Source organism: Actinoplanes sp. TBRC 11911 (assembly GCF_012933445.1).
Lineage (GTDB): Bacteria > Actinomycetota > Actinomycetes > Mycobacteriales > Micromonosporaceae > Actinoplanes.
This window is the reverse complement of the sequence record NZ_JABBNC010000001.1, coordinates 49,534-68,134: the sequence shown is the minus strand read 5'-3', so window position 1 is coordinate 68,134 and position 18,601 is coordinate 49,534. Positions and strand designations below refer to the sequence as shown.

The following is an 18,601-nucleotide window of genomic DNA, read 5'->3' as shown; positions in this document are numbered from 1 at the left end:
CATCCTTGCATCGCAAACGATTGCGGCCTCGGCTTCCACTTGGAGGGCCTTGATGATCAATCGACGTTCCGTCTTAGCCGCTTGCATCGCTACCGCGCTCAGCCTCGGCCTGGCGGCCTGCGGGTCCCGCCCGTCCGAGAAGGCCGCGGAACAGCCCAGCGATAAACCCCTGGTCATCGGCATCTCGCTGCCGCTGACCGGCGATTTCTCCCAGCCCGGCACCGAGGCCCGACGCGGGTACGAGGTGTGGGCCGACCAGATCAACAAGGCCGGCGGGCTGCTCGGCCGCCCGGTCCAACTCAAGATCGTCGACGACGCCAGCAGCCAGGACACCGTCGTCACCGACTACACCAAGCTGATCACGCAGGACAAGGTCGACCTGGTCCTGGGCACCTTCTCGTCGCTGCTCAACTACGCCGCGTCGGCCGTCGCCGAGAAGAACAACTATGTCTTCGTCGAGCCGGCCGGCGGCGCGCCGAACATGTTCACCCGCGGCTTCAAGTACCTGTTCTTCGCCCAGCAGGCGACCGCGCCGCACCAGGCCGACGTGTTCGTCAACTGGATCAAGTCGCTGCCGGCCGACCAGCAGCCCAAGACGGCCGCCTATCCGACCCAGGACGACCCGTTCACCAAGCCGGTGATCGAGAGCATGCAGAAGCAGCTCGAGGCGCTCGGCGTGCAGACCGTCTACTCCTCGGTCTATCCGCCGGACACCACGAACTTCCAGTCCATCGCGTCGCAGATGGCCGCCAAGAAGCCCGACCTGATCGCCCAGGGCGCGGTCTTCGAGGACGGCGTCGGTCTGGTCCGCTCGCTCAAGCAGCTGCAGTATTCGCCGAAGATGCTGTTCCAGACCTCGGCGCCGAGCAACGCCGGCCAGTACAGCTCCGGCGTCGGTGAGGCCAGCACCGAGGGCATCTTCTACACGGTGAGCTGGCACCCGGACGCCAAGACACCGCGCAACACCGACTTCGTCAGCGGCTACAAGGCGATGTTCCAGAACGCCGACCCGGCCGAGGACGCCGCCGACGCGTACGCGGCAGCCGAGGTCCTGCAGGAGGCGGTCACCAAGGTCGGCTCGATCGACCAGCCCAAGATCCGTGACTGGCTGCACGCCAACTCTGTGCAGACCATTCTCGGACCGTTGAGCTGGGAGGCGACCGGCGAGCCGAAGGGCGAGTTCCTGCTCGGGCAGTGGCAGTCCGGCAAGGCCCAGATCGTCGCCCCGGCCGCGGCGGCCACCTCGGACACGGTCGTCAACCCCAAGCCCGGCTGGAAGTGACATGGCCCAGTTCGTCCAGGCGGTAACCCTCGGGGTCCTGATCGGCGGCATCTACGCGCTGATGGCCTCCGGCCTGACCCTGATCTTCGGGGTGCTGCGCATCATCAACATCGCCCAGGGTGCGTTCCTCATCCTGGTCGCGACGTTCACCTGGTGGATGTGGCGGGCGATCGGGATCGACCCGATCCTCGCCGCGTTCATCACCACGCCGCTGATGGGCGCTCTCGGCTGGGTGCTCTACCGGTTCGTCGTCGTGCGGATCCGCGGGCAGGCGCCGTCGATGTCGGTGCTGCTGACCTTCGGCATCGCGCTGGTCATCGAGGGCTTTCTCAACGTGGTGACCGGCAACCGGTTCAAGTCGGCCACACCCTCGTACTTCGAGGAGAGCTTCCGGGTGGGCGACATCCTGCTGCCCAAGGCCCAGGTGTACGGGTTCCTCGCCGCCGTCGCCGTGCTCGGCGTGCTGTATCTCGTGCTCACCCGCACCTGGACCGGCCGGGCCATCCGCGCCACCTCGCAGAACCCGTCGGCGGCCGCGCTGGTCGGCATCGGGGCGACATCCACGGCCGCGCTGGCCTTCGCGCTCGGCAGCGCCAGCGCGGGCGTGGGCGGTTCGATCCTGTCGGTGCTCTACCCGTTCTTCCCGGCGTCGCACTACGACTGGATCTCCCGGCTGCTCGGCATCGTGGTGCTGGGCGGCATGGGCAGCCTGCCGGGCGCGCTGGTCGGCGCCCTGGTGCTCGGGCTGGCCGAGACGCTGACCGCGACGTACGGCGGCCTGCAGTGGTCCACGCTGGTCTTCTACCTGGTGATCATGGCGGTGCTGCTGGTCCGGCCGCAGGGTCTGTTCGGCGCTCGGTTGCGGGAGGACGCGGCATGAGGTTCTTGTCCCGGCCCCATCTGATCGCGGGCGTGGTCTTTCTCGCCCTTGCTCTCTACCCGTTGATCAACCCGTGGCAGCCCTATCCGCAAGCCGTCCTCCTGATGATGTTCCTGCTGGCCATTCAGGCGTCGAGCTGGAACATTATTTCCGGATATGCCGGTTATGTCTCGCTGGGCCACAGTATGTTTCTCGGCCTCGGCTCCTACACCGCGGCGATCATCGCGTTGCACACCGGCCTGAACCCGCTATGGGTGGCACCGATCGGCGGCGTCACCGCGGTCGTGGTCGCGGTGCTGGCCGGCTCGGTGGTGCTGCGCACGCGCGGGCACGCCTTCGTCATCATCACCATCGCGCTGCTGCTGTCCGCGCAGATCCTGGCGATCAACCTGTCCGGCCTGACCAACGGCTCCGACGGCATCACGCTGGAGCTGCCGTTCTGGAACGCCGACTTCCAGAACATCCCGTTCTACTACGCGTTCCTTTTCCTGCTGGCGCTGACCGTGCTGTTCAGCGGCTGGATCGCTCGAACCAAGTTCGGCACCGGCCTGATCGCGATCCGCGAGGACGAGGGCAAGGCCGCGGCGATCGGCGTCAACACCACCATCTTCAAGATCCTTGCGTACGCCTGCAGCAGTTTCTTCATCGGTGTGGCGGGCGGCGTCTACGCGTACTACCAGACGTTCCTCAATCCGGTCGGCGCGTTCGCCATCCTGGGCAGCGTGCTGATCGTGCTGTCGGCGCTGGTCGGCGGCCGCGGCACGCTGTACGGGCCGGTGCTGGGCGCGTTCATCATCTCGCTCGTCAACGAGGGCGCCACCGTCTACGGCGGGAACACCCAGACCCGGGTGCTGATCCTCGGCCTGATCCTGGTCGCGGTCGTGTTGTTCCTGCCGGCCGGGCTGTTGCCGACGTTCCAGGGGTGGTGGCGCAAGCGGCACCCGGTCTCGACGGAATACACCGACCAGGCCGGGGCGCTCGCGCACACCATCACGGTCCGCGAGCGTGTCCCGTCGCCGTCCGGGGCCGGGCCGCTGCTCGAGGTGCGCGGCGTGACCAAGCGGTTCGGCGGGCTGACCGCGGTGGACGGTGCCGACCTCACCGTCGAGCGCGGATCGATCACCGCGCTGATCGGGCCCAACGGATCCGGCAAGACCACCCTGTTCAACCTGATCACCGGCAACATGCAGGCCGACGCGGGCACGATCGCGTTCGCCGGCAAGCCGATCGAGAAGCTGCCGCCGTGGTCGCGCGGCCACCTCGGGCTGGGCCGCACGTTCCAGGTGACGCGGCTGTTCAAGGACATGACGGTGCTGCAGAACGTGGTCGCGCCGCTGCCCGACGGCAAGCTGCGCACGATGTTCGCGGACGCGGTCAGTGGCGCCGAGGCATCCCGTGCCCGCGATCTTCTCGACGTCGTCGGGCTGGGTGCCTTTGCCGCACAGAAGGCCGGGGCTTTGTCGTACGGGCAGCAAAAGCTCGTGGAACTGGCACAGGTCCTGATGCTGGAGCCGCAGCTGATCCTGCTCGACGAACCGGCCGGCGGGGTCAACCCGTCGCTGGTCGGGCGCATCACGTCGGTGATCCGCGAGCTGAACCGCGCCGGCGTCACGTTCCTGGTGGTCGAGCACAACATCCCGCTGGTGCTGGAGCTGTGCGACCCGATCTACGTGTTCGCCCGGGGCACGTGCATCGCGTCCGGCCCGCCGTCGCGGATCCGCTCGGATCAGGTGGTGCTCGACGCGTACCTGGGCGACGACTGGCGGCCCGGCGCGACAGCGGTGGAGAGGAGCCTCGATGCTCACGCTTAGCGACGTCACCGCCGGGTACGGGGGCGGGAACGTGCTGCAAGGGGTCGACCTGCACTGTCCGGAGTCGACGGTGACGTGCATCGTCGGGCCCAACGGCGCGGGCAAGTCGACGGTGCTGCGGGTGATCAGCGGCCTGCTGCGGTGCGGCACCGGCTCGATCGAGATGGACGGCGTGCGCACCGACGGCCTGGCCCCGGAGGAGATCCTCAAGCTGGGCATCACCCAGGTGCCGCAGTCGCAGGCGCTGTTCCCCGGCATGTCGGTGCGCGAGAACGTGCTGCTCGGCGGCTATCTGATCCGGCGCGACCGCAAGCTGCTCGCCGCCCGGTACGACGCGGTGGTCGCGCGGATCCCGCTCGTCGCGGAACGCGCCTCGGACCACGCCGGCAACCTGTCCGGCGGGCAGCGGCGGATGGTGGAGATCGCCCGCTGCCTGATGCTCGACCCGAAGCTGCTGCTGCTCGACGAACCGTCGCTGGGGCTGGACCCGCGGTCGCTGGCCGCGGTGGCGGCGCTCATCCAGAGCCTCAACTCCGGCGGTACGACCGTGCTGCTGGTCGAACAGAACGTCCGGCTCGGGCTCGGCCTGGCCACCCACGGCGTGGTGATGGAGGGCGGCAAGGTGCGGCTCACCGGCACCGCGGCCGAGGTCCGCGACCACCCGGAGATGGCCTCCTTGTACCTGGGCGGCACCACGCCCTCGCCCACCCCTGCCACCTGAACTTCCTGGGAGATCACATGCCAGACAACGAACTGACCGTCGGCTGGATCGGCGCCGGCCGGATGGGCGCCGCGATGGCGACCCGGCTGGCCCGCGCCGGTGCGCCCCCGGCCGTCTGGAACCGGACCAGGTCCAAGGCCCTCGCCACCGTCGAGCACGGCTGCTCGGTCGCCGACTCGCTGGCCGACCTGCGCGATCGGGACGTGGTGTTCACGATGGTGGCCACCGAGGCGGACCTGCAGGCGGTGCTCCTCGGCGAGGACGGGCTGCTCGCCGACCCGGCCCGGCTGCCGGGCGTGGTGGTGGACTGCTCGACCGTCTCGACCGAGGGGTCGGCGCTGGTCCGGGCCGAGTGCCTGCTGCGCGGCGTGCCGTTCCTGGCCGCTCCGGTCAGCGGGAACGGCAAGGTGGTCACGGCCGGGAAGCTGAGCATCGCGGTGTCCGGGCCGGTTTCCGCGTTCGAGCGTGTCGAGTACCTGCTGCGGCACATCGGGCGCTCGGTGACGTACGTGGGGGAGGGTGATGTCTCGCGGCTCGTGAAGATCTGCCACAACCTGATGCTCGGCGTGGTCACCCAGTGCCTGGCCGAGATCACCGTGCTGGCCGAGCGGGGCGGCGTGTCGCGGGCCGCGTTCCTGGAGTTCCTCAACGACAGCGTGATGGGGTCGATGTTCACCCGGTACAAATCGCCGGCCTTCGTGCACCTCGACTACACGCCCACCTTCACCCCGGTGCTGCTGCAGAAGGACTTCGACCTCGGGCTGGCGGCCGGGCACGAACTGAACGTGCCGATGCCGCTGGCCGGGCTGACCGCCCAGCTGGTGAACCAGGCGGTCGCGTCCGGGCGGGTGAGCGAGGACTTCGCGATCCTGCTCGACCAGCAGGCGGCGGCCGCCGGGCTGACGCTGAAGCCGTCCGACGTCTTCGTCGACGACGGGCTGGGCTCATGAGCCGGCCTCTCGCGGCGCCGGGGCACATGGGCGTCGACTACGAGGAGCGGGTCGACTTCGACCGGCTGCGGCGCTACCGGCTGGAACGCGCCCAGAAAGCGCTGGCCGGATCGGAGTGCGGGGCGTTCCTGCTGTTCGACTTCTACAACATCCGCTACACCACGCAGACCTGGATCGGTGGTGCGCTGGGCGACAAGATGACCCGGTACGCGCTGCTCACCCGCTCCGCGAAGCCGACGCTGTGGGACTTCGGCTCGGCGGCGCGGCACCACAAGCTGTACGCGCCGTGGCTCGACCCGGACGACTGCCGGGCCGGGATGCTCGGGATGCGCGGGGCGATCGCGCCGTCCGCCGGGCTCATGGAGTCCGCCGTCCGCGAGATCAAGGGCATGCTCGTCGACGCCGGGGTGGCCGATCAGCCGGTCGGCGTGGACATCGTGGAGCCGCCGTTCCTGTTCGAGATGCAGCGCCAGGGCCTGCGGGTCGTCGACTGCCAGCAGCTCATGCTCGACGCCCGGCTGATCAAGTCGCCGGACGAGATCATGCTGCTGAACCAGGCGGCGGCGATGGTCGACGGGGTGTACCAGGACATCGTCGAGGTGCTCAAGCCCGGGATCCGGGAGAACGAGATCGTGGCGCTGGCCAACAAGCGCCTCTACGACATGGGTTCGGACCAGGTCGAAGCCATCAACGCGGTGTCCGGGGAGCGGTGCAATCCGCACCCGCACAATTTCTCCGATCGCATCATCCGGCCGGGGGATCAGGCGTTCTTCGACATCATCCATTCCTACAACGGGTATCGGACCTGCTATTACCGCACGCTCGGGGTGGGGCGGTCGACCGAGGCGCAACGGTCGGCGTACGGGAAAGCCCGGGAATGGATGGACGCGGCGATCGCGGCCGTCCGGCCCGGGGTGGGTACCGACGAGATCGCGGCGGTGTGGCCCACGGCGCCGGAATTCGGTTTCGAGAACGAGATGGCCGCCTTCGGACTCCAATTCGGCCACGGGCTCGGGCTGGGGCTGCACGAACGGCCGATCATCTCGCGGCTCAACAGCATGACCGCGCCGGTGGAGTTGCAGGTGGGGATGGTGTTCGCGCTGGAGACGTATTGCCCGGCCAGTGACGGGTTCTCGGCGGCGCGGATCGAGGAAGAGGTCGTGGTGACGCCGGAAGGGCCGCGCATTCTGACGCTGTTCCCGGCGCAGGACCTGGTAGTGGCGAACCCGTACTGAGGAGTGGTTTGTGGACACTGACCTATTCATCGGTGGCAAATGGGTGGCCGCCGCGTCCCGTTTCGACGTGATCGACCCGTCCACCGGGGGCGTGATCACCTCGGTTTCGGACGGCTCGGTCGCCGACGCTCTCGCCGCGGTGGACTCGGCGTCGGCGGCGGCTGCCTCGTGGGCAGCCACGTCGCCGCGCGCGCGATCGGCGATTCTCCGGGCGGCGTTCGAGCTGATGACTTCCCGGGCCTCCGCGTTCGCGCAACTGATCAGCCTGGAGAACGGCAAGGCGTATGCGGACGCGCTCGGCGAGGTGGCCTACGCCGCGGAGTTCTTCCGGTGGTATTCGGAGGAGGCGGTGCGCGGGTCGGGCACGGTCGGCACCGCTCCGTCGGGGGCGAACCGCATCCTGGTGGTGCGGCAGCCCGTCGGCGTCTGTGTGCTGGTGACGCCGTGGAACTTCCCGGCCGCGATGGCCACCCGGAAGATCGGGCCGGCGCTGGCGGCGGGATGCACGATGGTGCTGAAGCCGGCCAGCGACACGCCGTTGACCGCGCTGGCGATGGCGGCGCTGCTGGCCGAGGCCGGGGTGCCGGACGGGGTGGTGAATGTGCTGCCCTCGCGGCGTTCCGGGGCCGTCGTGTCGGCGATGCTGCACGATCCGCGGGTGCGGAAGGTGTCGTTCACCGGGTCGACCGAAGTGGGCCGGGTGTTGCTGGCCTCGGCGGCGGACAACGTGGTGAATACGTCGATGGAGCTTGGGGGCAACGCGCCGTTCCTCGTGTTCGAGGATGCCGATCTGGACGCGGCTCTTGAGGGTGCGATGGTGGCGAAGATGCGGAACGCGGGGGAGGCGTGCACGGCGGCCAATCGGTTTTACGTGCACGCGTCGGTCGCAGGCGAGTTCGCGTCACGGTTGTCGTCGCGGATGGCAGAGTTGCGCGTCGGGCCCGGTGTCTCCGCGGACACGCAGGTCGGGCCGCTGGTCAACGAGGACACGGTGGCGAAGGTGGACGGGCTGGTCCGTTCGGCCCTGGCCGGCGGGGCCGTCGTGGTCACCGGTGGCACGCGGCTGCCCGGCCCGGGTTACTACTACCCGCCGACTGTGTTGACCGGGGTGGCTCCGGACGCCGCGATCCTCCGTTCGGAGATCTTCGGGCCGGTGGCGCCGATCGTCACGTTCACCGCCGAGGACGAGGCCGTACGGCTCGCCAACGACACCGAGTTCGGCCTGGTGGCGTACGTCTACACCGGCGACCTGGCCCGCGGCCTGCGGGTGAGCGAGGCTCTCGAGGCCGGCATGGTGGGCTTGAACCGGGGTTTGGTCAGCGACCCGGCCGCGCCGTTCGGCGGGGTCAAGCAGAGCGGGCTCGGGCGGGAGGGCGGCCACGAGGGAATGCTGGACTATTTGGAGTCGAAGTACATCGCCGTCGACTGGTGATTCGACGGTCCGCAGGACCCCGCGCACCGCGACCTGAACGTGAATCAGCTTCGGCGCGTACGGGTTCCGGTCGTCTTCGTGGCCTTGGTCGCCTTGGTGGCGCGGCCGGACGCCGTACGACCGGACCTCGGCCGCGACCGGGTGCCATTCGCGTCCGCGCTCTTGCCAGCCCGGCACGGATAGCGAGACCGGCAGGACCAGCCAGACGAGTAATTCTTGGATTCTGCACCGCCCGGCCGAGACATGTCGCCGGGCCACGGCTCAGGGGAGTGCCGGTCGCGCTCGAGGTGCTGCGCGAGGTCGGGCCGTGCGCTCGTTGGCAGCGCGGTGCCGGGGCCGGCGAGCAACGCGGGAGGCCCAGCGGCGCGCGCCCGATATCCGATAAATACTGATAAGGTACGCCCGCGCTCTCGGCGGTCGCGCGGGTGCTGGCGAATGGTGTCCGCGTCCGGCCGCGCTCTCAGTATGCGGTCGCGGATTCCTGCATACCGGGATGGACGTTCGAATAGGACAGTGGTTTTACCCGGGTTAGCGGCTTTTGGGCGGGCTGCTGGCCGGGCGATTTCGAGACCTTGGAGAGTTACGCCCATATATGAACCACAACTCTCCAAGGTCCGGAAATCCGATCGCGCGCAGCCGACCGATGTGGACATTGAAGCGGTCCAAGCCGGGTGAAAAGGTGTATATGATGTCCCGTGAACGTTTAGCTCCGTTCGGCACCGCGAATGCGCCGTCCCACCCAGGCCTGCACCGCGGTGTTCGGCTCGATGAGAAACGAACGCTCGTTCGCGGAACGGGAGAGGCGGTCAGGTCGCGGGCCACCGGGCCGCACCGGGCCGCACCGGGCCGCACCGGGTCGCACCGGGCCGCACCGGGTCGCACCGGGTTGGGCTGGGGCGGGCCGCGCCGGGAACGGTGAAGATTTTCCCGGCGGTCTCCAGCCAGGGGCAGCCACGACCCGTAGCCCAGGTCGCCGATCGCCTACGGGCCGCCGCGGCGCGATCCGCGCCCGCGGGTCGACGGGCATGTCTAACCCGACCACCAACCGCAGTTGGTAGTCAGTTGTCGCGTTCTATCGCCGTGATTACCGCCTCGCTCGTCAAGGGGAGATCCCGCACGCGCACGCCGATCGCGGCCGCGAGGCCGTTGCCGATCGCGGCCGCCGTCGGGCCCTGAGCGGCCTCCCCGGCGCCGACCGATTTCTCGCCGCCGCCGTCCAGCACGGTGACGTCGACGCGCGGGACCTGGGAGAAGCGCAAGATCGGATAGGTCTCCCAGGTGTCGCTCGTGACCTGGCGCCGATCGAAGCGGACCCGCTCGACCAGCGTCCAGCTCGCCGACTGCAGGGCGCCGCCCTCGATCTGGTTGCGGACGCCGTCCGGATTGACCACCCGGCCCACGTCGACCGCGATGGTGAGCCGGCGCAGCCGCACCTCGGACTCCGCCTCCACCTCGGCCACCACCGCGCAGTAGCCACCTCGGCCCTTGTACCGGGCGTACCCCAGCCCCAGACCGACTCCCTCGGGTTGCGGGCTTCCCCAGCCGGCCGCCTCGGCAGCCGCGGTGAGCACGCGCCGGCCGCGCGGATCGCTGAGGTGCGCGAGCCGGAACTCCAGCGGGTCGCGGCCGGCGTGCTCGGCGGCCTCGTCCATGAAGCACTCGATGGCGAAAACGTTCAGATACGCGCCGAGCGCCCGCATCGCGGAGCTCCGGATCGGCGACTCGGTCAGCCGATGCCCGGTGATCCGGCGGCGTGGCAGGTCATAGCCCGGCAGCGCGTTACGCGTGCCGCCGTACCCGCTGGCGGCCGACGGATCCACCGCGGCCGGATAGTCGGCCGGCTCCTTCAGGAAGGTCGCCGCGAGGAGCCCGGGCACCCCGCCCGCGTACCCGGGCCGGGCCGTGTGCCCCTGGCTGTAGACGTCATAGTGCCACGACGTGAGCCGGCCGTCGGCGGACAGCGTGGCGGCGACGTCCGCGGTCATCGCCGACCCGAACGGGGCCCACGACAACTCGTCCTGCCGGCTCCAGAGCACCTGCACCGGCGTACCCGGGACGGCCCGTGCGAGCAGCACCGCGTCGAACGCGGCGTCGTCGGCGGCGTTGTGCCCGTAGCAGCCTGCGCTCTCGGCGTGCTCGACCCGCACCCCGGCCGGGTCGAGGCCCAGGGCGGCCGCGATCGCCCGCCCGAGCGGGAAGACACCCTGGCTGTGCGACCAGACGTCGACCTCGGCCGGGCCACGCCAGACCGCGACCCCGCAGCTCGGCGCCATCGAGGCGTGCGCGACGAACGGCCGGCTGTAGGTCGCCCGCACCAACCGGTCGCCGCCGTGCGTTTCGGCCGCGTCGTCGATCACCTCGATCGTCTCGTGCGGCCCGGCGCGCAGGAATTTGTCCAGCTCCTTCTCGTCGGGCAGGGAGTCGTGCTCGGCCCAGCGCGACCCGCGGCGAAACGATTCGGCGCATCGGACCACCCGCGCCTCGTCGGCCCCCACCAGCCCCAGGAAGGAGCCGTCGCGCACCACGGACACGCCGTCGGCCAGGTCGCCGGTCACCGAGAGCAGCCGGGCGCCGCGCGACGGCGGCCGCACCACCCGCCCGAACAGCTGCCCGGGTAGTCGCATGTCCTGGATGTAGCGCGGCCGTCCGAAGATCTTGTCGGGCAGGTCGAGCCGCGCGACGTCCTGCCCGACCAGCACCGCCTCGGAGCGCAGCGGGACGTCCGCCAGGGCGCACACGTTGAGGTCGACGCGATCGGCCCATTCCGCGTACGAGAAATCGGCAGTGCCCGCGGCAGCCTCGAAGAGGGCCCGGACGTTCGCGGCCGCGACGCGTAGCGCCGAGCCCGAATCCATGATCGACATGCTGCCGGCGGTCATGCCCTCGTCCGGTCCGCCCGGCCCGGCCGGCACCATGCGGACGGCGTCCATGCCGACGCCGAGCTCGTCCGCGGCGATCTGCGCCAGGGCGGTGACGATGCCCTGGCCGAGCTCGACCTTGCCGACCTGGACGTCGATCACGCCGTCCGGCTGGACGCGGATCCAGCGGGACAGGATCGGGTTGGCCGCGAGGTCCTTGGGCAGGTCCGTGCGTGACTCCGCGCTGGTTTTCGTGCGTGGCTCCGCGCTCGGGTCCGTGCGTGGCTCCGCGCTCGGGTCCGCCGGGGCCGGGCTGCCATGGCGGGGGTGTGCGCTCGGGTCGTTGCGTGGCTCAGCCATCGCGGCCCGCCTTCACGATCGCGCGCACCATCCGCTGCTGCGATCCGCACCGGCACAGGTGCCGGTCCAGTGCCTCGGCCACCCGGCGCTCGTCGGGATGCGGCTCGCGGTCGAGCAGGGCCGCCGCGGACATGACGATGCCGGTGACGCAGTAACCGCACTGGGCCGCCTGCTCGTCGAGGAACGCCTGCTGGACCGGGTGCGGCGTCAGACCCTCGACGGTCACCACGGATTTGCCGGCGAGCGACCAGATCGGCGTGTCGCAGGACGGCACCGCGACGCCGTCGACGTGCACGAAGCACGCGCCGCACAGCCCCAGCCCGCACCCGAACCGGGCGCCCATGAGCCCCAGGTCGTTGCGTAACACGTACAGCAGCGGGGTTTCCGGATCCGCGTCGACCTCGCGCGGCACCCCGTTCACCAAGAAGCTGATCATATTTACTCCGCGAAGACCTCGGGATGACGGCGTAGCTCGATGCGGGTGCGCCGGATGTGCCCGGCCAGGAAGCGACCGGCGTCCACCTCGTCGCGGCGGCTGACCGCGTCGATGATCAGGCGGTGTTCCGCGTTCACCACCCACCGCCGGCTCGGACCGGTGAGCTGCATGAACGCGCGCCGGTAGTACTGCGTCGAGTTCCACAGCCGGGTCACCGCGTTGGTGAGCTGGTCGATCCCGCAGGCGCTGTACGTCCGGAGGTGGAACTCGCGGTCCAGTGACATGAAGCTCTCCACGTCGACGCCGGTCTCGATCTCCTCCTGGATCTCGTCGAGGCGCAGCAGGTCGCCGGGGGTCAGGAACGGCATGCTCTCGGCCAGCGCGAGCGGCTCGAGTTGCTCGCGCATCTTGTACATGACATCGACCTCGTGCATGGACAACCACGGCACCCGGGCGCCCTTGTTGGGCTCGTGCTCGACCAGGCCCTCGGCCGCGAGCATCTGCAGCGCCTCGCGAACCGGCAGCCGGCTCGCTCCGAGCTGCTGCGCGATGTCCTCCTGGCGGACGCGCTCGCCCGGCGCGATGTGCCCGCCCAGGATGGCGCTGCGCAGGTGGTCGGCGACGCGTTGAGTAGCGACGGTCATCGTTTCTCGTTCCGGAAGAAGGCCCGGCCGTGCGGGTAGGACACCAGCTCGAACTGCATGCCCCATGGTGCCAGGAAGTAGATCCACCGCTGCCCCTCGTGCGGCCCGCGACTCGTGGTCGGCTCGCCGCACACGGTCACGCCGTGGTCGCGCAGGTGCGCCACCGCCGCGTCCAGGTCGTCGACGTAGAACGCGACGTGGTGGCCGCCGATGTCGCTGTTGCGCGGCGGGGTGGCGCACTGGTCCGGCGCGGTGTAGCTGAACACCTCGAGGATCGCCTGGTCGCCGAGGCGGAAGAACCGGTTTTCCGGGATCGTCGCGCGCGGGTGCACGTTGAGGTGGACGGCCATCCATGAGCCGTCGTCGGCATACGGGCCGAGCGAATACAGGTATTCACAGCCGAGCACGTCGACCAGAAACTTCTGCGCCTCGTCGAGGTCGGGCACGGTGAAGCCGACGTGGTCGAGCCGTCGTAGACCGGGGAGTCCCATCGCGCACCTCCGTTTGGATCCAATCGAACCTATCGCACCCGCCGTGGTCGACGGAAGCCGGGCCGGGGTTGAAAATTGGATCCAATGCATGGCAGGCTGACTCGCGACGAAGGAGGTCGAGATGCCGGACCACCAATCGCTTCACCCCGATGCCCCCTGGCGGGAGCTCGTCACCACCGATGCCGACTGGGACGCGGCCGACCCCGAGCTGCTCGCCACGATGTTCCATCAGCTCGTGCTCATCCGTGCCTTCGAGGAATATGTGCTGGAGCTGGCCGGCGCGGGCCTCGTGCACGGCCCCGCGCACTCCAGCATCGGCCAGGAGGGCGGCGCGGTCGGGTCGGTTCTCGCGCTCGCGCCCGGCGACGAGGTCAACGGGTCGCATCGCGGCCACCACCAGTTCCTGGCGAAGGCTTTGCAGCACGTCGCACCCAAGGGCTTCGACCTGACCGCCGAGCTGCCCGACGAGATCCGCACGCTGCTGCTCCGCACGCTGGGCGAGATCTGCGGGCTGGACCGCGGCTTCAGTCACGGCCGCGGCGGCTCGATGCACCTGCAATGGAAGGAAGCCGGCGCGATGGGCACGAACGCCATCGTCGGCGGCGGTGTGCCCCTCGCGGCCGGCTTCGCGTGGGCTTGCCGGCACGCGGGCACCGACGCCGTCGCGGCGACCTATTTCGGCGACGGCGCCGCCAACATCGGCTCCACGCTCGAGACGTTCAACCTGGCCGCCGCCTGGCAGCTGCCCGTCTGTTTCTTCCTGGAGAACAATCAGTACGCCGTGTCCACCAGCGTCGCCGAGGCGACCGGCGAGCCGCGGCTGTCCGCGCGCGGGCCCGGCTTCGGCATCGCGAGCTGGCGGGTCGACGGCATGAACCCGCTCGCCGTCCACCTGGCCATGCGGGAGGCGACCGCGCACATGCGGGCCGGCCGTGGCCCCACGCTCGTCGAGGCGGACACCTACCGCTACTTCCACCAGAACGGGCCTTTCCCCGGCAGTGCCTTCCGCTATCGCGACAAGGACGAGGAAGCGCGATGGCGCGCCCGGGACCCCATCGACCAGGTCGCCTCCCATCTCGTACGCCGGGGCCTGCTCACCGCCGAGGCGCGGGCGGCAGCCGTTGCGGGCGCGCGGGCCGCCATGGACGCGGCGGGCTCGACCCTGCTCGAGTCCTTACCCGGCGGCAAGCCCGGCGAGCGGCGCATCCGGCCGGGGGAGTGGCCCGACCCCACCTTCGTCAACGTGGGCGTCCGGGGCGATCTGCGCGAGTTCGACGGCGTCCGCACGGCCGACGGGGACGTCGCCGTGCACGAGGCGAAGTTCATCGACGTGGTCGCCGAGGTGATGCGCCGCCGGATGGAGACCGACGACCGCATCATCGTGCTGGGCGAGGACGTGCACCGGCTCAACGGCGGCACCAACGGGGCCACCAAGGGGCTCAAGGCCGCCTTCCCCGATCGGGTGCTCGGCACGCCGATCAGCGAGAACGCCTTCACCGGCCTGGCCGGCGGCATCGCTCTGGACGGCCGGTTCCGGCCGGTGGTCGAGTTCATGTACGCCGATTTCATGTGGGTCGCCGCCGACCAGCTGTTCAACCAGGTCGCCAAGGCGCGGCACATGTTCGGCGGCGACGGCCCGGTCCCGCTCGTGCTGCGCAGCAAATCCGCGGCCGGCACCGGCTACGGCTCGCAGCACTCGATGGATCCCGCGGGGGTGTACGCGACGTCGGCCGGCTGGCGGATCGTCGCGCCGTCCACCCCGTTCGACTACGTCGGCCTGATGAACGCCGCCCTGCGCTGCGACGACCCGGTGGTCGTGCTCGAACACGTCGACCTCTACAACAGCACCGGCGAGGCCCCGGTCGACGACTACGACTACTGCCTGCCGGTCGGCAAGGCGGCCGTGCGCCGCACCGGGGAGGCGGTCACCGTCCTGACCTACCTCTCGATGGTCGCCGAGACACTGGCCGCGGCCGACGAGACCGGCGTGGACGCCGAGGTGATTGACCTGCGCTGGCTCGACCGGGCCAGCCTCGACTGGGAGACGGTCGGCGAGAGCATCCGCAAGACCAACCGGATCCTCATCGTCGAGCAGGGCGCGGTCGGCACCTCCTACGGCGGGTGGCTGGCCGACGAGATCCAGCGCCGGTTCTTCGACTGGCTGGACGCACCGATCCAGCGGGTCACCGGGGGCGAGGCGTCCCCGAGCATCTCCAAGGTGCTGGAGCGAGCGGCGATCGCGCGTGCCGACGAGGTCGCCGGAGCGCTGCGCCAGATCGGCGAGGCGTGAGATGGCGAGCCTGCTGAGGATGCCGGCGATCTCCGCCAACGTGGTGGAGGCCGTGCTGAGCGAGTGGCCGCTCGCCGAGAACGCGGCGTTCGCGCAAGGCGATCCGATCGCGACGGTGGAGACCGACAAGGCCGTCGTGGACGTGCCCGCCGACAGCGACGGGGTTCTGCTGCGGATGCTGGTCGAGCCCGGCAAGGCCGTATCGGTGGGCACGCCCATGGCGCTGCTCGCCGAGCCCGGCGAGGTCGTCGACGACATCGACGCCCTGGTGCGGGCGCTCATCGGGGCGGCGTCGCCGCCGGTGCCGGACGAACCGGCTCCGGCGGGCGATCGCGAGGTCAGCCAGAACGCCGCGGAGCGAGAGCTCGCGAGCACGGCTGGGCAACGGGTGTTCGCGAGCCCGCTGGCCCGCCGGCTCGCCCGGGAGAACGGTCTGCGGGTCGAGGACCTCGACGGCACCGGGCCCGGCGGGCGGATCGTCCGCAGCGACATTCACCGAGCGCTGGCGGCTCGCGCGGCCGTTCGACCCGTCCCCAACGGCGTCGCGCCGAGCAGCGACCGTCCTCAGGTTGCTGGACCGTCGCGTACCGAACCCGCGGTCGTGGACGACGCCCCGGCCGGATACGACGAGATCCCGCACTCGCGGATGCGGCGGGCCATCGCGTCCCGCCTGGGCACGGCCGCCGGCCAGACACCGGTCTTCACGATCCGGGGGAGTGCGCGGGTCGACGCCCTCCTCGCGCTCCGCACCGAGCTCAACGCCGCCACCGACGTGAAGATCTCGCTCAACGACCTGGTCGTCGCGGCGGCCGCGCGCACGCACGTCGCCATCCCGGACATGAACGTGGTGTGGACCGACGACGCTGTCCGGCGGTTCCACGACGTCGACCTCGCGATCGCGGTCGCCACCGACAGCGGACTGGTGACGCCGGTGATGCGCGGCCTGCAGAGCCTGACCGTCTCCGCGCTGGCCCGGCGCAGCGCCGAGCTGGTGGCCCGCGCCCGGGACGGCAAGCTGCGCCAGGACGAGCTGGACGGCGGCACGCTCACCGTCACGAACCTCGGCGTCCACGGGACGGAGGAGTTCACCGCGGTGATCAACCCGCCGCAGGCCGCGATCCTGGCCGTCGGCGCCGCCCGGCCGGAGGTCGTCGCCGTCGACGGGCAACCCGCCGTCGCCACCGTGCTGCGGGTGTCGCTCTCGGTCGACCACCGGCCGGTCGACGGCGTGCTCGGCGCCCGCTGGATGGCGCACTTCCTCGGCCTCCTCGAGGCCCCTGTCCGCATTCTGGTCTGACGGAGGTTCCGCATGCCCGACACCGCAATCGAGACCGCACTCGCCCACTGGGGACCCCGGCTGATCCAGAACGGCGTGGACTACAACGACCTGATGGCGACGATCGCGCGCACCGAGACCTGGGCGGACTGGCTGCCGCAGTGGAACCGGACCGCGGACGAGCAGGCGGAGTTCGCGCGGGAGGCGGACGCGACCGGGCACGCGCTGACCGCCGGGCAGGCTTGGCGGCGAGCGTCGGTGAACCGGCACTTCGGCAAGTTCGTCTGGATGGTCGACCTCGATCTGGCGGCCGAGGCCACCCACCGGTCGGTGTGGGAGACCCGCACCGCGCTGGAGCGCCTCGACCCGTCGGGCGAGCGTCTGGAGATCCCGATTCCCGATGGCACGGCCTACGCCAACCTGCGGCGGCCCGCGGGCGTCGAACGGCCGCCCTACGTCGTCGTGATCCCCGGGCTGGACTCGACGAAGGAGGAGTTCTTCTACTTCGAGCAGTCCTTCCTGGACCGTGGCATGGCCACCGTCTCGCTGGACGGGCCGGGGCAGGGGGAGACGGGGCTGAAGCTGCGGATCCGGCCGGACTACGAGGTGGCGGTGAGCCCGCTGCTCGACCTGCTGTCCGATCGCGACGACCTGGACCACGCACGGATCGGTGTCGCCGGTGTGAGCCTGGGCGCGTATTACGCGCCACGTGCGGTGGCTCACGAGCCGCGGGTTGCCGCGGTCGCCGCGATCAGCGGGCCCTTCCGGTTCGGCGACATGTGGGACGACCTGCCGCCGATGACCCGTCAGGCGTTCGTGGTGAAGTCCGGAGCGCGCGACGACGAGGAGGGCCGGCGGCTGGCCCTCACCCTCGACCTGGACGGGGTGTGCCAGCAGATCAGCGTGCCCGCGCTGTACGTGACCGGCAAGCTCGACCGGCTGATTCCGTGGCAGCAGACGCAGCGGCAGGCGGACGAGACGCCGAAGGGCACGTTCGTCTGCTTCCCCGAGGGCAACCACGGTGTGTCCAACTTGCCGTCGAAGGCCCGCCCGATGATCGCCGACTGGATGGCCGATCATCTGGGCGTGTCGCCGGACACGGTCGGGCGATGACGACAGCGGACGCAGGGAGGTGGGTCTATAGGGTTCCGGCGTGAACTTCCCGGCCGTCTGACCCGTCTATCAGGGGCAGAAGATGTGGCCGGGCACGATCTGGAGGAGCGGGCCGATGCCGGAGCCGGACACGGTCGATCTGCACGACGAGTTGCTCGCGGCCTACCAGGTGACGTCCGATCCGGAGGGTCTCGGGCCGATCTTCGGCGGTCGGCTGGGGCGTGTGATGACGAAGGCCGGGCTGGTGCGGCGGGTGCCGCACTCGGAGGCCGAGCTGATCCGGGGCCTGCGTCCGGCGCAGCTCGTCACGCTGGTGAGCATCACGCAGGACGCGGCCCGCCGATGTATCCGGGTGTTCGGGCGGACGGGGCTCAACGGTGGGCTCGCCGACGCGTTCCGGCACACGTATTGGAGTGCCCGGCTCACCCAGCACTTCGGAGCGGAGTGGGCCGCGCGGCTCACCACGGCGCACGAGCGGCTGCCCTCGGCCGACGTGGTCGCGATGGCGATGGACCTGCACAACAACGAGTTCGGCCGGGGACTGGGAAGCGCCCACCCGGACGCGACCCGGGACCGCCTGCAGGACATGGTCACGGCCGCGGTCCGCGACGGCAAGACCGTCGAGATCGGCCCGGACGGCCGCCTGCGGCGCACCAGCCCGCACGGCGATCAGGGCGGCGATGGCCCGCGTGGCGCTCCGCAGCCGGGCGGGAACGCGGACGGCGATGGCCTGCGTGGCGCTCCGCAGGCGGGCGGGAACGCGGACGGCGATGGCCCGCGTGCCGATGCGGACGGCGGGCTGCCGCCCGGTGTCGCGTGACC

The 18,601-nt window shown here is 70.5% G+C and carries 15 protein-coding genes; 11 read left to right on the top strand and 4 right to left on the bottom strand.

Features of this window, described 5'->3' with window-relative positions; all coding sequences use genetic code 11:
* Positions 1-52 precede the first annotated feature (52 nt).
* Genes HH310_RS00310 through HH310_RS00280 form a run of 7 tightly spaced genes read left to right on the top strand, consistent with a single transcriptional unit; the run spans position 53 to position 8,311 of the window.
* The gene (locus HH310_RS00310) at positions 53-1,282 is read left to right on the top strand and encodes an amino acid ABC transporter substrate-binding protein (RefSeq protein ID WP_169173318.1); all 1,230 of its coding nucleotides are present in this window, start codon (positions 53-55) and stop codon (positions 1,280-1,282) included.
* Position 1,283: 1 nt separating this feature from the next.
* On the top strand, positions 1,284-2,162 hold the full coding sequence (locus HH310_RS00305; protein WP_169173317.1) for a branched-chain amino acid ABC transporter permease: 879 nt from the start codon (positions 1,284-1,286) through the stop codon (positions 2,160-2,162).
* On the top strand, positions 2,159-3,973 hold the full coding sequence (locus tag HH310_RS00300) for an ABC transporter permease subunit (protein WP_248293545.1): 1,815 nt from the start codon (positions 2,159-2,161) through the stop codon (positions 3,971-3,973). The genes HH310_RS00305 and HH310_RS00300 overlap by 4 nt, the downstream gene beginning before the upstream one ends.
* Entirely contained in the window at positions 3,960-4,694 is a 735-nt protein-coding gene (locus HH310_RS00295; protein WP_169173316.1) for an ABC transporter ATP-binding protein, read from the top strand. Before HH310_RS00300 ends, HH310_RS00295 begins: the two co-directional genes overlap by 14 nt.
* 17 nt (positions 4,695-4,711) lie before the next feature.
* Positions 4,712-5,644: an NAD(P)-dependent oxidoreductase gene (locus HH310_RS00290; RefSeq protein WP_169173315.1), complete on the top strand. Its 933-nt coding sequence runs from the start codon at positions 4,712-4,714 to the stop codon at positions 5,642-5,644.
* Positions 5,641-6,879 (top strand): Xaa-Pro peptidase family protein, encoded by a 1,239-nt coding sequence (locus tag HH310_RS00285; RefSeq protein ID WP_169173314.1) that lies wholly within the window; start codon positions 5,641-5,643, stop codon positions 6,877-6,879. Before HH310_RS00290 ends, HH310_RS00285 begins: the two co-directional genes overlap by 4 nt.
* A gap of 10 nt (positions 6,880-6,889) precedes the next feature.
* Positions 6,890-8,311 (top strand): NAD-dependent succinate-semialdehyde dehydrogenase, encoded by a 1,422-nt coding sequence (locus HH310_RS00280; protein ID WP_169173313.1) that lies wholly within the window; start codon positions 6,890-6,892, stop codon positions 8,309-8,311.
* 1,058 nt (positions 8,312-9,369) lie between these two features.
* On the opposite strand, the gene HH310_RS00275 is transcribed toward HH310_RS00280, so the two are convergent.
* The 4 genes from HH310_RS00275 to HH310_RS00260 are packed head-to-tail and all read right to left on the bottom strand — an operon-like array spanning position 9,370 to position 13,100.
* A complete protein-coding gene (locus HH310_RS00275) occupies positions 9,370-11,529 on the bottom strand; it encodes a molybdopterin cofactor-binding domain-containing protein (protein WP_169173312.1) in 2,160 nt (719 codons plus the stop codon).
* Positions 11,522-11,965: a (2Fe-2S)-binding protein gene (locus HH310_RS00270; RefSeq protein ID WP_169173311.1), complete on the bottom strand. Its 444-nt coding sequence runs from the start codon at positions 11,963-11,965 to the stop codon at positions 11,522-11,524. Before HH310_RS00270 ends, HH310_RS00275 begins: the two co-directional genes overlap by 8 nt.
* 2 nt (positions 11,966-11,967) lie before the next feature.
* The gene (locus HH310_RS00265; RefSeq protein WP_169173310.1) at positions 11,968-12,609 is read right to left on the bottom strand and encodes a GntR family transcriptional regulator; all 642 of its coding nucleotides are present in this window, start codon (positions 12,607-12,609) and stop codon (positions 11,968-11,970) included.
* Complete coding sequence (locus tag HH310_RS00260; RefSeq protein ID WP_169173309.1) at positions 12,606-13,100, bottom strand: VOC family protein; 495 nt, start codon at positions 13,098-13,100, stop codon at positions 12,606-12,608. Before HH310_RS00260 ends, HH310_RS00265 begins: the two co-directional genes overlap by 4 nt.
* 121 nt (positions 13,101-13,221) lie before the next feature.
* Here HH310_RS00260 and HH310_RS00255 point away from each other — a divergent pair, with 121 nt between their 5' ends.
* The 4 genes from HH310_RS00255 to HH310_RS00240 all read left to right on the top strand — a co-directional run bounded on the left by HH310_RS00255 (position 13,222) and on the right by HH310_RS00240 (position 18,599).
* The gene (locus HH310_RS00255; RefSeq protein WP_169173308.1) at positions 13,222-15,390 is read left to right on the top strand and encodes a thiamine pyrophosphate-dependent enzyme; all 2,169 of its coding nucleotides are present in this window, start codon (positions 13,222-13,224) and stop codon (positions 15,388-15,390) included.
* 19 nt (positions 15,391-15,409) lie between these two features.
* Complete coding sequence (locus tag HH310_RS00250; protein ID WP_169173307.1) at positions 15,410-16,687, top strand: dihydrolipoamide acetyltransferase family protein; 1,278 nt, start codon at positions 15,410-15,412, stop codon at positions 16,685-16,687.
* Between the two features lie 12 nt (positions 16,688-16,699).
* Entirely contained in the window at positions 16,700-17,779 is a 1,080-nt protein-coding gene (locus HH310_RS00245; RefSeq protein ID WP_169173306.1) for a S9 family peptidase, read from the top strand.
* Positions 17,780-17,894: 115 nt separating this feature from the next.
* Positions 17,895-18,599 carry a DUF6973 domain-containing protein gene (locus HH310_RS00240; protein ID WP_169173305.1) on the top strand — a complete coding sequence of 235 codons (705 nt, stop codon included), beginning with the start codon at positions 17,895-17,897 and terminating at the stop codon, positions 18,597-18,599.
* Positions 18,600-18,601 lie beyond the last annotated feature (2 nt).